This is a genomic window from Sphingobacterium sp. xlx-130 (genome assembly GCF_011007405.1).
Taxonomy (GTDB): Bacteria; Bacteroidota; Bacteroidia; order Sphingobacteriales; family Sphingobacteriaceae; genus Sphingobacterium; species Sphingobacterium luzhongxinii.
Genome location: NZ_WFKN01000006.1, coordinates 280,330 through 294,912 on the forward strand (window position 1 = coordinate 280,330; position 14,583 = coordinate 294,912).

At 40.3% G+C, this 14,583-nt stretch carries 12 protein-coding genes; 7 read left to right on the forward strand and 5 right to left on the reverse strand.

The features are described 5' to 3' along the window. The first annotated feature begins 10 nt into the window (after positions 1–10). From G7B18_RS12645 to G7B18_RS12670, 6 genes are all read left to right on the forward strand, one after another. On the forward strand, positions 11–493 hold the full coding sequence (locus tag G7B18_RS12645) for a heme-binding domain-containing protein (RefSeq protein WP_164112155.1): 483 nt from the start codon (positions 11–13) through the stop codon (positions 491–493). After that, positions 480–1,199, forward strand: coding sequence for a VIT family protein (locus G7B18_RS12650; RefSeq protein ID WP_164112154.1), 720 nt, complete (start codon positions 480–482; stop codon positions 1,197–1,199). The genes G7B18_RS12645 and G7B18_RS12650 overlap by 14 nt, the downstream gene beginning before the upstream one ends. A gap of 748 nt (positions 1,200–1,947) precedes the next feature. Then, positions 1,948–2,919: an NAD(P)-dependent alcohol dehydrogenase gene (locus G7B18_RS12655; RefSeq protein ID WP_205600343.1), complete on the forward strand. Its 972-nt coding sequence runs from the start codon at positions 1,948–1,950 to the stop codon at positions 2,917–2,919. 286 nt (positions 2,920–3,205) lie between these two features. Then, positions 3,206–3,898, forward strand: a complete 693-nt coding sequence (locus G7B18_RS12660) for a DUF1080 domain-containing protein (protein ID WP_164122851.1) — start codon at positions 3,206–3,208, stop codon at positions 3,896–3,898. A 209-nt stretch (positions 3,899–4,107) separates the two neighbouring features. Beyond that, complete coding sequence (locus G7B18_RS12665; RefSeq protein ID WP_164122853.1) at positions 4,108–5,595, forward strand: arylsulfatase; 1,488 nt, start codon at positions 4,108–4,110, stop codon at positions 5,593–5,595. A gap of 205 nt (positions 5,596–5,800) precedes the next feature. Beyond that, the gene (locus G7B18_RS12670; RefSeq protein WP_205600238.1) at positions 5,801–6,268 is read left to right on the forward strand and encodes a hypothetical protein; all 468 of its coding nucleotides are present in this window, start codon (positions 5,801–5,803) and stop codon (positions 6,266–6,268) included. Positions 6,269–6,282: 14 nt separating this feature from the next. Here G7B18_RS12670 and G7B18_RS12675 read toward each other — a convergent pair whose 3' ends face one another. Together G7B18_RS12675 and G7B18_RS12680 are read right to left on the reverse strand one after the other, a co-directional pair. Further along, positions 6,283–7,869: a sulfatase gene (locus G7B18_RS12675; RefSeq protein ID WP_164122855.1), complete on the reverse strand. Its 1,587-nt coding sequence runs from the start codon at positions 7,867–7,869 to the stop codon at positions 6,283–6,285. Between the two features lie 264 nt (positions 7,870–8,133). Next, positions 8,134–10,026, reverse strand: a complete 1,893-nt coding sequence (locus G7B18_RS12680; protein WP_164122857.1) for an endonuclease MutS2 — start codon at positions 10,024–10,026, stop codon at positions 8,134–8,136. Positions 10,027–10,350: 324 nt separating this feature from the next. On the opposite strand from G7B18_RS12680, the gene G7B18_RS12685 reads away from it, so the two are divergent. Next, on the forward strand, positions 10,351–10,596 hold the full coding sequence (locus G7B18_RS12685; protein WP_164122859.1) for a hypothetical protein: 246 nt from the start codon (positions 10,351–10,353) through the stop codon (positions 10,594–10,596). A gap of 80 nt (positions 10,597–10,676) precedes the next feature. Here the strand turns inward: G7B18_RS12685 and G7B18_RS19125 are convergent, their stop codons facing one another. The 3 genes from G7B18_RS19125 to G7B18_RS12700 all read right to left on the reverse strand — a co-directional run bounded on the left by G7B18_RS19125 (position 10,677) and on the right by G7B18_RS12700 (position 14,567). After that, positions 10,677–11,822, reverse strand: a complete 1,146-nt coding sequence (locus tag G7B18_RS19125; RefSeq protein WP_164112148.1) for a TlpA disulfide reductase family protein — start codon at positions 11,820–11,822, stop codon at positions 10,677–10,679. Between the two features lie 23 nt (positions 11,823–11,845). Then, positions 11,846–13,042 (reverse strand): thioredoxin family protein, encoded by a 1,197-nt coding sequence (locus tag G7B18_RS12695; protein ID WP_164122863.1) that lies wholly within the window; start codon positions 13,040–13,042, stop codon positions 11,846–11,848. 76 nt (positions 13,043–13,118) lie between these two features. Further along, positions 13,119–14,567 carry a RagB/SusD family nutrient uptake outer membrane protein gene (locus tag G7B18_RS12700; protein WP_164112146.1) on the reverse strand — a complete coding sequence of 483 codons (1,449 nt, stop codon included), beginning with the start codon at positions 14,565–14,567 and terminating at the stop codon, positions 13,119–13,121. Positions 14,568–14,583: the final 16 nt, after the last annotated feature.

A 14,583-nucleotide genomic window follows, 5' to 3' on the forward strand; every position in this document is an offset into this window, starting at 1 on the left:
ACAAACCATTATGAGAAAATCACTTTTTAAAAAAATCGCGTTAGCCACAATAGCTCTACTTATCGTTATCCAATTTTGGGGAACGAAAAAAAACAGCAGTTCTGTTCCTTCAGAAAATGCGATTGAAAAGCATTACACTGTGCCCCCTAAAGTCCTGGGTCTTTTAAAAACGAGTTGTTATGACTGTCATTCAAATAACACTGTCTATCCTTGGTATAATAATATACAGCCGGTAAAATGGTGGTTGGCCAGCCACATCAACGACGGTAAAAAACACCTTAATTTTGACGAGTTTAACGCTTATTCTTCAGACAAAATGTTACATAAACTGGATGAAGTCGCGGAAACTGTTAGCAAGGGGGAAATGCCTCTAAATTCCTATACACTGATTCACGGAAATGCTAAATTGTCCAACAACGATAGAAAGGAAATCGAAGCTTGGGTGAACCTGGTCAAGCAAGAAATTAAATCAAACTCAAATGGCAACGAATAAACAATCAAGCTCGCTAGACAATTATTTGGACAACCATTATATGCACAAAAGCAACTGGCTGCGCGCAGCCGTATTGGGAGCTAATGACGGCATACTGTCTGTCGCTAGTATTGCAATCGGCGTGGCAACGGCCAGCAACAGCAGAGAGCCAATTATCCTTGCCGCACTTGCGGGCCTTGTTGCTGGAGCTTTGTCTATGGCGGCAGGCGAATATGTATCGGTAAGCTCTCAGACTGACTTAGAGAAAGCTGATATAGCAAGAGAACAACAGGAGCTGGATGAAATGCCGGAAGTTGAGTTGCAGAGATTGGCAGAGATCTATGAAAAGCGTGGCCTTAAAAAGGAAACAGCCCAACTTGTCGCAATAGAATTGACTGAACATAATGCGCTTGAAGCGCATCTTAGGGATGAACTTGGTATGAATGAAATCACCCAGGCGAACCCCATACAGGCTGCCTTGGCCTCTGGAGCAGCATTTACAGCCGGTGGTGTTCTGCCACTTGCTATAACCTTATTGGTTCCGGTAAATAATATGGAGTATATACTCTATGTTTTCGCTATTGTATTTCTAGCCATATTAGGTGCATTTGCTGCCCGTGTAGGCGGTTCAAGTATTGTAAAAGCGACGATTAGAATTACCCTTTGGGGGACGATCGCGATGGTACTTACCGCTTTGGTAGGTTATTTTTTTGGCGTAAATGTTTAATGGGAAAAGAAGCCCTGAAAAGAATTTCTTTTTCGGGGCTTTAGCTCTTCTGTGCTCCTGCTCTCATTTTCTTGAGCCATAAAACCACTGTCCATATGACGGTAATACCGAAGATAATAAAAAGTGGGATGTAATAGTTTAAAAAAAAATAATGGAAGTAGCTTCCCAAAATAATATAGATACTTGCGATACAGAGTTTAAAAGGGATAAACTCGCTGTTTGACCAGGTGGTTTTTACTTTCAAGAAGTTCATATGCTATTATTTAGTGCATATAAAGTTATTAAAAAAAGCAAAAACCATATAAAAAATGAGATAGGTTATTTTTTAACTCGTTATGTGTTACTCCTAGCAGGGCTGACTTGCTGAAAGGTTGTGATATTTTATCAAAAATCTAACAAACAGATGCTTATCGTTTTTTTCAGAGGGATTAACAAACAAAACCGGGATTGAATTGGATAACTTCAAAATCTTACTTTTAAAGGACGATATATTCTTTGATCAAAAATAGTCTTGACCTTTTGATACCGGGAGCTCAACACGGGCCAAGAAGCTGCCTATGAATTGTATCAGCATATCTAAGTAGATCGCTATGAAGCTAGAAAAAATGATACTTCTGTCATTTCTTAACTTTAGTGAACGCATTGCCCATTGCCCGATTCGTAATATTGTAAAAAACCTTAAATAGTATTTGATTCTTTTTTCAAGAAGCAGGACTCTTTTCGGTGAGCAATTTTATATTATTTATATATGCAAAAGATGAAAGCCGTAGTATGCCGGCAATATGGCCCTCCGGAGGTGTTGCAGATTGTGCAGGTAGATAAACCTCTTTGTAGAGATAATGAGGTTCTAGTCAGAGTTATGGCAACCTCTGTCAATTCGGGTGATGTTAAGATTCGCGGACTGGTAGGAAACGTCTTGCTCCAATTGATCATGAGATTGGCTTTAGGCTTTTCCAAACCTCGGAAACCTATATTGGGAACCGTATACGCGGGGGTAATTGAACAAACGGGAAAAAATACGAATCGTTTTAAAAAAGGGGATCGTGTTTTCGGAATCACTGGTTTTAAGTTTGGTACTTACGCGGAGTATGTCAGCGTAAAAGATAAAAGTGTTGTTGATATAATGCCTGCCAATGCCACTTTTGAAGAAGCGGCTGCCCTGCCTTTTGGATGGCATACAGCGCTATACTTCTTTGAAAAGTCACGGATCAAAAAGTGTAAAAAACCTGCTATTCTTGTTTATGGATCGACGGGTTCGGTAGGTGTCGCTGCTGTACAATTGGCGCAACATCTGGATGCGGACCTTACAGTAGTATGCGGTAGTGCTGGAAAGGCGCTAATGGAAAGTTTACATGTTAAAAGCGTTATTTTATACGACCGTGAGGATTTTTCTACATGCCAAAAAAGGTTCGATTTCATTTTTGATGCCGTAGGTAAAGTGAGCTTTGGGGAGTGCAAAAAATTACTAAACCCTAATGGGACTTTTCTAAGCGTAAATGGTTTTGATATCGCAACTGAAACGGTTGGTCATCTCCAGCTTATAAAAGAACTATTTGAGAAAAGAAAATGCAAGGCTGTTATTGACAAAATGTACGCGTTCAAAGAAATCGTATCTGCACACAGATATGTCGATGACGGGAGGAAAAAAGGAAATGTAGTGATAGTAATGGATGATTCGATCGAGATACGTCGCCCTGCTGTACCAGAAACTCATCAATAACTGGAAAATAAATTGCCTATTACGGGAACCCGTAATACACTCTTGAATAGTTTACCTAGCTTTGCTAGAAATAAATATGAATTACTAAATTATTAGTTAGTGCGTGTATTTAGAAAGCTACCTGTCATCGGTAGCTTTCTTTATTTTAAACCCATCTAACCAAGGTATGGGTTTCCTTGTAGAAGACGAACAATATTAAATAAGATTCTGAACCAAGCAAATTTAGGTAAAAGAAAATTATTATGTATGTTTGCTGCAACGATAATAACTTAAACCTAGTTTATCTATGAACTTTTGTTCTTCATCTTTTTTCCTTGCAATCAGCTTAACGGTTTCATTTTCTTCTTTTGCCCAAACAAAAAGTCTGTTCAATGGCAAAGACTTAACGGGGTGGCACATCGATGTTCCGGACATGGACAAAAATACGGCCTTGAAAAGTCCTTTCCTTGTCAGGGATGGTAAGTTGGTAAGTATGGGTACCCCAAATGGTCATATCATAACAGATAACTCGTATAAGAATTATAGCCTGACTGTAGAGTATCGCTTTGCGGGCGAGCCTGGAAACTGTGGGGTATTGGTACACGCTTCTACTCCGCGCGCGCTCTACGGAATGTTTCCAAAATCCATGGAGATACAGATGATGTATGAAAATGCGGGAGATTTTTGGTGTATTGTAGAGGATGTTAATGTCCCCAATATGGTGGAACGACGCGGTGAGGAAGCTACATGGGGGATTACAGAAGGGAAAAAACGTAGAATATTGAATCTTACCGATCACTCGGAGAAGCCGCTCGGAGAATGGAACAACATGAAGATTGAATGCTTGGACCGGATCATAAAAGTGTGGTTAAATGGTGACCTCGTGAACGAAGGTTACGACTGTACTGCAAATAGTGGACAGATTGCCCTTCAAGCTGAGGGAGCTGAAGTTGAGTTTCGTAAGGTTTTACTAACTCCAATTAATCAGCTTTCGAAATAAAGGATAAACCGAATCGTTTATTCTTACTTGTGTCAAGAGAAGCGGTTGAATTAACTATTGGTGCGGGTCACTTAAGATAGAAGAACTTACCCCGAAAGTGGAACACAACTCTTGTAAATCGCGGAAAAAACCAGAATGGATCTTGGTGATTACTTAACTGGCCGTGAAGGAAATAAAAGACGTCCAATCGGTATCAAAGAAAAATAATCATGATAAGTAAAATTACGCTAGTACTCGGAATATCCTTACTTTCTTTAGCTGATGTTTTTGGTCAAAATCGGCCTAATATTATTTATATCTATGCGGATGATCTTGGATACGGTGAGCTGGGAGCATATGGCCAAAAGATAATAAAAACGCCAAATCTCGACCGGATGGCAAAAGAGGGTATGCTGTTTACACAGCACTATACCTCTACTCCTGTCTGTGCACCTGCTAGAGCAATGTTGCTCACCGGAAGGCATGGTGGGCATAGCTATATTCGTGGGAACTATGAAATGGGGGGATTCAGTGACCGCGATGAAGGAGGTCAAATGCCACTACCGGAAGGTACATTCACAATAGCCCGTATGCTAAAGGATAAAGGTTATAGGACTGGTGTCATCGGAAAATGGGGTCTTGGGATGCACTTTACGAGTGGAGATCCTAATAAACAGGGTTTTGACTATGCTTACGGATATTTGGATCAAAAGCAGGCACACAACTACTACCCTACGCATTTGTGGGAAAATGGTAAAAGGGATATTCTGAAAAATAAAGAGACTTTTATTCATGTCCAATTATCAGAAGCTGAAGCTACTGATGCGAATTTTAAGCGTTTTGAGGGCAACGAGAATGCAGTCGATAAAATGACAGAAAAAGCGGTGTCATTTATAAAATCTAATAACAGCGAGCCATTCTTTCTATACCTACCTTACACCTTACCTCATGTGGCATTGCAGGCTCCTGATCGGTGGATAGCTTATTATAATTCGTATTTTGAAAACGAGAAGCCGTATCTGGGTGGGCAGGGCTACAACCCACAAAAGTACCCCTTAGCAACGTATGCTGCTATGATCAGTTATCTGGATGAGCAGGTGGGAATAATACTATCTAACATCAAAGAACTGGGGCTAGATGACAATACCATCATCATGTTTTCCAGCGATAATGGGCCTACTTTTAACGGTGGTGTAAATGCGGAACTGTTTAATAGTACTGGTGGTCTGAGAGGGTTAAAAATGGATGTATACGAAGGAGGAATCCGCGTGCCGTTTATCGCCCGCTGGCCTAAGCATATTCCTTCGGATACTAAATCTGACCTTCCTAGTGCACAGTATGATCTTATGGCTACTCTTGCAGAATTAACGGGAGCAAAAGTACCAACTACGGATGGTATTTCGTTCTTGCCGACGCTGATGGGGCAATCGAAGAACCAGTCTGTCCGAGAATTTATCTTTTTTGAATACCCTGAAAAAGGAGGTCAACTGGCTATTAGATTGGGCGATTGGAAAGGGGTCAAAACTGACGTAAAAGCCAACCCGAAGGCTAATTGGTCATTGTTTGACCTTAAGCTGGATCCGAAAGAACAAAATGACGTAGCACTTGAACATCCTGAAGTGCTGAGAAAACTTGATGAAATCGTACGTAACGAACATCAGAATGCACATATCCGAGAGTGGGAATTTTTGAACAGTAAAATGCCTGTTCACAAGTAATCTGGCGCAGTCCTTAACCACAAATCAAACTCCAGTCTCCATATGTTTTTAGATTATGTGAGACTGGAATTTTTATGAATGGAGGTCTAATCTATAAAACGGGACGAATGGGCAATAGGAGTTTAAAAAAATTGTTTATTATCTCAACGCAATTGTATTGTGTATAATACTGAATTTACGTAGGTTTGATAAATCCTAAATTACAATGAAAATTATCGAACCAAAGAAAAGAGACGATCTACAGATTACACCTAAGCTCCACGAAGCATTTGGTCTATTCGAGAAATTAATCTACGAACTAAATAAGAAAAATCTGCCTGAAACAACCGTTGAATTTATTAATCAACGTGTTGAAGAGCTTAACACTATTCCTTCTTCGGATAAGAGTTTAAAAAAGCAACTGCTAAAAAGGCAAGCTCAGATGACGAAATTTCTAGAAAAGGAACACAAACTCGTACCTAAAAATTACTATCGAAATTTATGGATACCCTTGGGTATGTCAGCTTTTGGGCTACCTTTTGGTGTCGCATTGGGCCTAGTTGTTGATAATATGGGGTTATTGGGGGTTGGTTTGCCCATAGGATTGGCTATCGGAGCGATAGTAGGCACACAAATGGACAAACAGGCATTAAAGGATGGACGTCAATTGGATACCGATCTTAAATATACCTAAAACGACCGTTAATTTTATGGTTTAGAAACTGGTAAAAACTGTTTGTCGTTTGTGGTTGAATCTTTATACTTCAATCGAGTTTCTTCTAGCTTCTGATGCATTCTTTGACGTATTTGGACATAATCCGGGTGATCGTATACATTGTTTAATTCCTGAGGATCTTTTTCTAAATCATAAAGTTCCCATTCGTCTACATCATAATAAAAATGTATCAATTTGTATTGCTGCGTGCGTATACCGTAATGCCGCTTTACGGTGTGTATGGAGGGATACTCGTAATAGGTGTAATAAATGACATCGCGCCAGCTCTCGGTGTTGCCATTAAGGAGGCCGCGAAATGACTCTCCTTGCATATCGTCAGGCGCCTGTACACCAGCATAATCTAACAACGTTGGTGCAAAGTCTAGATTTTGCACCAATGCATCTGAAGATTGTCCAGCTTTGATTTCGGCTGGATAGCGAATGATCAGCGGTGTGCGTAAGGATTCTTCATACATAAAACGCTTGTCGTACCAACCGTGCTCTCCCAAATAGAATCCCTGATCTGAAGTATAGACCACAATAGTATTCTCGTCCAAGCCGTTTTCCTTTAAGAAATCTAAAAGACGTCCTACCCCATCATCGACTGCAGCTACTGTACCCAAATAGTCCTGCATATAACGCTGATAACGCCAACGCATTAGGCTGCTATCCGACATCTGTCTGTAATTCGTTCTGAATTCGGCCATAATCGGGTTGTATACGGCATCCCATTTCGCACGTTCGTCGGGTGTCATACGTCCCAGATTATTGTTAAATGCAGCTTTGTCCCAAGAAAGGTACTCACTGATCCCCAATTCATCCATCATTGCAGGTGGAATCTTATTGTCGCCAGCCCAATTCATATGTTTAAGGATATTCATCTCTGCAGTTTTGGCCGCAGTTCCTCTCCCTTCGTAATTGTCAAACAATGTGGCAGGCTCTTTATAGGTTCGAGATGTATATTCTTGGATGTGCCGCAAGGCGGGCAGCCATTCGCGATGGGGTGCCTTTTGATGATATAATACACAAAATGGTTTAGCTGTATCCCTCTTAGCGATCCAATCTAAGGTCATATCCGTGGTTAGATCCGTAACATACCCTGTAATCTGTTGCTTCTTCCCGTTGACGATGAAATTAGGATTGTAGTACTCGCCCTGATCGATAAGTACAGCGGAATAATCAAACCCCTGCGGTAGTCCATCCATATGAATCTTTCCTATAAGTGCTGTTTGGTAACCATTCTTTTTCAATATCTTAGCAAAATTATCCTGATTCCAATTGAAGGTGGCTTCGTTGTCAATTTTGCCATTTATATAACTGTGTTTTCCGGTCAATAATACTGCTCGACTGGGAGCACATAATGAATTGGTAACTGTAGCCCGTGTAAACAATGCTCCCTCGTCAGCTAATCTATCAATATGTGGCGTATGATTGAGCCCATAGCCGTACGCACTTACTGCCTGATAGCCGTGGTCATCGCTCATAATATAAACTATATTAGGTTTCTTGCGGGGAGATTGAGCAATAACAAAAATGGGTGCTACGGCTAAAATAAACATTGTCAGTATTTTTATATTCATAATCCTTACTGTTATGATAATCAATCTGCACTAATATAAGCATTATCCCCTATTGTACTACTATGAAAGTTGGAATATAGGCACGAAGGTATCTTACTATAAGTAAGAAAAATGAAAAGTAACACAATAAATATAATTATGTTAAATAGATAATCGCCTTATTTTGGAAAGACTAAAATATCTCTTGGATTAATTTACTTATATATACAAGAGCTAATAACGAAAAGCTGTGCAGATCCTATCTGCACAGCCTAAATTGTACTGCTAGCGGACAGTCTGTAATCTATCCAATGCTATTTTCGTTTCCAACGTACCGAAAGCGACTGTAGCACGACGTCCTGATATATCTAAGATGACCCCTATCGCCGTCTGATCTACCATACATACTTTGTCTCCTACACTTAAAGTGACATTCGCGTGCTTGGGTGAATCTACTTGTGCTAGCGGAAGGAGGGTTGGTGAAGCAATTGATTCTTTGTAGGATTTATCTGCTGTTAACTCTTTCCGCTTACTCTCCCAGTATAACTTATCCTGTGATATGGCTTGTAAAAATTCGTCCATATTGACAAACTCTTTTCCTATTTTGTTGGAAGCGTCAACGATAATAGTCTCTTCCAAGCCGATCCGTCTAGCTACCTCGATCGCAAATGAACTACCCGGTGTGCCGATCGATAACTTGTACATCGGTCGGTTATTTTCCGAATCGTACAGCATCGCACCATTAACAATACCTGCGGTCCTGTAAGCAAAGTGTTTGAGGTTTTGGAAATGGGTGGTGATCAAACCAAAGCTTTTTTTACTATTGAAACGATCGAGTAATGTTTCGGCTATAGCCCCACCTATCTGTGGCTCGGTACCTCCCCCAAATTCATCGATGAGCATCAGTGTTTTATCGTTATGATTTTCAACAAAAAACTTCATATTACGTAAATGTGAGGTATATGTGCTTAAACTGTTCACTACACTTTGTCCGTCGCCTATATCCATGAAAAGGTGTTGGAATACCCCTGCTTTGGACCTAGGGTCTACGGGAATCAATAAGCCACATTGGAGCATGTACTGTAACAACGCTACGGTCTTCAGACAGAGTGATTTTCCGCCAGCATTCACTCCAGAGACTACCAAAATCCTATCTTCACGCGTAAGTCGTATATCCAACGGATGGGTCTGCATATTCTGTTGACGTAGGGTGATCTCTAATAAAGGATGAATTGCTCTTGACCAATCAACCTGTTGTTTGTTTTCGATCAGGGGCATTGTTGCTTTGATTCTGCTTGCAAACAACGCTTTGGCACGAATGAAATCAATCATCGCCATAAAGTCATAGGAATTCAAAATATCTGTGATATCCGGTCGTATGAAATTGGCAAATTCGGTCAATATGTGTAAGACTTCACGTCGTTCCTCATTTTCTAACTCTCGGAGTCGAATCGATGCTTGAACAACCGCTTCCGGTTCGATAAAAAATGTGCGACCACTTCCTGAACTGTCGCGGACGATACCTTTAATCTTCTTTTTGTTTGTTGCAGTAACTGGGATAAGGTAATGCCCCCCACGGAAATCAGCCTGAACGTCGCGGTCTACAATTCCCTGTGTCTGGGCTTGCCTTAATGCAGTAGCCATAGCTTTTATGATATCTTTTTCTGCTTCTACCTTACCTTTGCGGATAGTTGATAGCCTTTTGGAGGCGTTATCTTTTATCTGATTGGATTTATCTAAGATAAAATTAGCTTTTTGCACTACAGCAGGAAACGTCTTGATCAACTTTGATAGCTTGTTGAGTGTAGGGTATTTTAATCCTCTTTCTTCATTGTCTTCTTTATTTAAGAAATCTACTATCTGTATTATAGTCTCTAACGAGTCTGCCAAAAGAGGGATTTCTTTTTCGGATAGCCAAGCGGTACTGTCTTTCTCAATCTGCCGCAATGACACGCGAATATCTAGAAAGAAATCTGCAGGGAAGCTCTCCTTGCTAGCGATAATCTCTAATAATTCACTGGTGCATATCAGTGCGTTAGAAATCTCTTTAAAATCTGTGGCAAAGGTCATGGAATCTACTTTCTCCATGCCCAATGGGCTTAAACAGTAGTCTTTGAGGTACTGTCTAATGGTATCGAAATCTATTTTTTGTTCGAAGTTTTCCGGATAAATATTCATTTCAAAAGAATAATGTAAATAGTGTATCCATCGGCTAAAATATACCGATGAAACAATATTGTCGCTTGTAAAAAAGTAAAAAACTGAAACTTAATTTTTCCCATATCCAATCTATGTACTGCCACTTGCTAGCTGTACAAGGCTTCTCTCGGGTAGGAGAAACAAAATTGCGATATGGTATTTATACGGAAAGAAAAGACATTTTATTATGTTTTTCTATTTTTGTCAAATATATGTTTTTATTCTTGAAAACTCAAGATAACAAACAATTTAGACGTGATTTGTTATCCTAAGGTATTGTACCTATAAAAGCTATTTGAAGCTTTGAGTGTAGACTTGGTGGTATTTATCGATGACTTTTTGGCTAATTACAGCGCAGCAATGGGGATATATGATCTAGTGCAAAAGACCGGTGCTCATTTGCTGGGAATGGACATTATCATTGAAAAATTAGTTCAGCGGGGTCATAAACTTCTACTTGAATTAGGTGTACCGGTTAAATCACTCACACGAACCAGAATCTTAGGCGCCAATAAAATTGAATTTGAGGAAGGTGAAGTTAACTATTAAAAATACTTGAGGACTTCGGTATTTCGGTCTAATAAAAATGGGGACTCGTGTTGAGTCCCCAAATGGAATAGTAGTCTGTACTACAACAATTCCTTAAGCTTATTTTCTAGACTATTACCGTGGAGATTCTTGGCGACAATCTTTCCATTGGGGTCTATGAGAAAATTCTGTGGGATTGCCTTGATACCATACAACGCAGCCACCTCCGACTTCCAGCCCGTAAGATCACTGACCTGCTGCCAAGGTAAACCGTCTTTCTCGATCGCATTGAGCCAATCCTGCTTCTTGCCTTCCTTATCCAGTGATACTCCCAGGATAGTGAAATTTTTATCCTTAAATGCATGGTATGCTTTTACCAGATTAGGGTTGTCTGCCCGGCAAGGGCCACACCAAGAGGCCCAAAAATCGACCAATACATACTGACCTTTAAAATCCTCCAACTTCACGATATTGCCTTTCGTATCGGGTTGACTGAATAAGGGGGCTTGTTTGCCCACGCCTACGAGCTTAGCGATAGCAATTTCTGAGGCAAGTAATTGCCCTTCTTGACCTGCCTGCAACTGAGGAGACAAGCTTAAAAACAAAGGCTCTATAAAGTCGGTATCAATATCATACCCAGCTAATTCTTTCAGCGCAAGAAGGCTAAAATAAGAATTGGGGTTTTGTTTGATATACACTTCTTTGGCCTTTGCTTTTTCTTCTTCGATCTGCGCTAAAGCTAGATTCACGTTTTCAAGCTCTACTTTTCCCTCTTCCTTCATTCCAAAGAGTGTAGATCTTTGTGCCATCAGTTTATCTATCTGAACATCTATTGGCTGCATAAAACTCCTGTAATGTGCAAATGCGGTCTGAATTGTAGATCCTTTAATCTGCGCCTGAGCAATCTCCTTTCCAAAACTTATTGTGGTGGTTCCTTTATCGACATATAGATCTACTTTGTCTAATCTTTTGGCCCTGTTGCGACTGAAAAAAGAATCGCCCTCCGGAGAATAGTAGAGATTCACTAGCGTTGCTTCGTTCAACTTGTTGGTATACCGCTGTGCTTTACCATTGAACACCACCGAATCCAAGACCAATTGTCTATCAACAAAGTAACGAACGAATACCTTTGCCGTTTTCGGTACGTCTTTACCTGGTTTTAACTTAATCGTGAAATCAAATTCTTGCGCTTGTATCTGCCCTATGGCTATGCCGCCCAACAATAGAGTCCAAAGGATATTTTTCATTGCTTTCATCTTTTTCATATACGTTACAATGCCTGTGCTCTAGCTAAAAGCGCATCAGCTATCTTTACAATTTTAGAGGTCTCTAGCTCTGCCAAAGCGCGTGCCGCTTCAGCTGCTTTTACAGCTTCTTTTTTCTTTTTCAAGGTGATACAGATCTCTGCAAAAGTACCTTGATTGGAATAAGAATTCTCATTTAGAGCTACGGCTTGCTTTGCCAATACATAAGATTGCTTCAGTACTTTTGCAGAAGGCTCTTTACTTGTTCCATACTTGCCCGAATAGCGTCGAGCGATAAAACTTAACCGCTCGTCTTCCTGCTTAAACAGACCTTTGCGCAAGTGATTTGTGTAATCGATAAATTCCTTATCAGTGCCATGAGCTGCTATCCATTCAACCTTAAACATCGCTGCATCGACTTGACTTGCTTCGTCCGTTTTACTTGAAAAATAAGCTAGACCTTCTTTAAACTGTGCTTCATCCTTAGTACGGATATAATCATACATCGCATATTTCATCAGATGAGCTTCTTTTTTCTCAAATACCTCCGCAGAAAGTATGCCTTTGAAATATGGACGGTTGTCCATAAAGAATTTGCCATACTTATCCTTTGGACTCTGACCAAATAGCTCAATGATGCTCCAGCCTGCTTCTGACTTTAAGAATGAAGGATCGGCAATTCCATCCAAAGCACTTTTAGCTTCCTCTGTCGAAACGGGATCCACCTTGGTCATAGTAGTAATATAAGCGGCTAAAAAGTTCGGGCTTCGCTCACCAGCCTTATAACGGGCACGAATAGTCGGAATCTGAAAGTTAGGATCTAACGCACGCTTGCCCTCGGCGATAAATTCCTGCATTTCCATTCGGGACTGCGAGCGATACATTAACTCGCCTTCCGTATCCAAAAATAGATAAGTCGGAAAACTACGGATATTGTACTGCTTGGCCACATCAATCCCCTCTCCTACCTCACAGTCAAATTTGATATTGATAAAATTGTCATTGTAAAACTTTGCCGCATCGACCTGATTGAAGACATTGCCTTCCATCCATTTGCAGGGTGCACACCAAGAGGTATAACCATCGACAAATATCAACTTGCCACTTGCCTTCGCTTGTGCTTTAGCCTCAGAAAGGCTTATTTTCTTAAAATGGATAGCTTCTTGGGCCTGTACAAATGTACAAGCCACAAAGAAAACTAAACTAAATATAATACGGTTCATAGGTATTAATTTGCTTTCTAAAATATTTAAAGGCGCATTACCGTTGCTCGATCTGCAAAGTAATACGCCTTTGGATTTATCTTTCGTATTGCGGCATGGTGGGGTTAATATCCAATGCCTTTGGGGCAACAGGAAGGATCATTCGTGCATCACCTGATGACATCCGGAATTCCTTTCCTTCTACATAATGGACTATGTCCTTGGTTAAGTCGCCTGTCTTGTGTAAGCGCTTTAAATCAATCAATCGCGTACTCGCGATTAATGGCATTTCCCTATTACGTTCGTCCAAAACTAGCTGTAAAGTCTGGGCTTTGTTCAAACCGGTAATATGCTTATTGTTTTCAATACGTTTATCTCTTAACGTGTTAATCAAACGCAATGCTTCTGCTGTAGAGCCAATACGAGCTTCTGCTTCCGCTGCGATCAGGTACAGCTCAGGTGTTCCGAACCCAGTGTTGAAATCTATCCATGGGGCCCACAGCACCCGACCAGGAAAGCGGATTACATTTGCTCCAAAGGAAGCACTGTCACGACAGAAGAATAATTCGTACCGCATGTCCTTAGCATCTGCATCCAAGTTACGCTTGTAAGTATCTATCAAGTCATTTGAAGCATAGACCTCTGTATTTAATGATCCGTTTGATGCTGTCCCCATTCGTCCCCAAAGAACCTCATTATTATCTCTGATTTCTGGAAATTCTTCGTCTACATCTGTTTTTAGATGTACCCTTCCCCAAGTAGACTTTTCCTTGGTCGTATACAGATTATAATCTTCCAAATAATCGTTCAGCTTCAGTGCTTCGCTGGCATTTTCCAAGGCCGCTTTAAAATCCCCCTGATATAGAGCCATTCTACTTAGAAACCCATATCCAACAGACTTTAGGGCTTGGTACTTGTTATTTGAATGGGTTGCAAGGTGAGGTAAAGCGTCTTCTAAATCACGTCGTACCAATTCGTAAATCTTTGCTACTGATACACGCTCATAGCTCTTTGTAATATCTTCAGTAAGTACCAAAGGTACACCTAAATCCGTATCTGCTGTAGCTGTATCATAATGCTTGCTATAGATATTGACTAAAGATAAATACTCAAAAGCTCTACCTACTTTCGCTTCTGCCCACACTCGTTTCTTTTCGGACTCCTTACCATCCTTGGCAGCTAGTACGTTATTTATAATTACATTGAACGTAAAAATATGAGAATATGCAGTTTCCCAATAAATCTCATACTGCCCATCTTCGAATATCGGACCATGTTCAAAAGTGTACAAACGCTTTTGGAATGTCGAATAATAGTCAAAGCTTGCTCCTCTATTCACGTCGACCCTAGTGCCTGACAAAATGTTGTCTGTTATGTAGTTAGAAAATACTGGCGAGGCACGTATCAGACCTTGATCATTCAAAAGTAACTGATAGTCATTGAGCAATTCTGGTATCGTAAACCCTTTAGGCTTCACGTCCAGATAAGAGTTACAACTTGAAAGGAATATAGAAGCTATTAAAGCTATAGAAAATACTTTCTTCATGTTTTTTGATAATTAA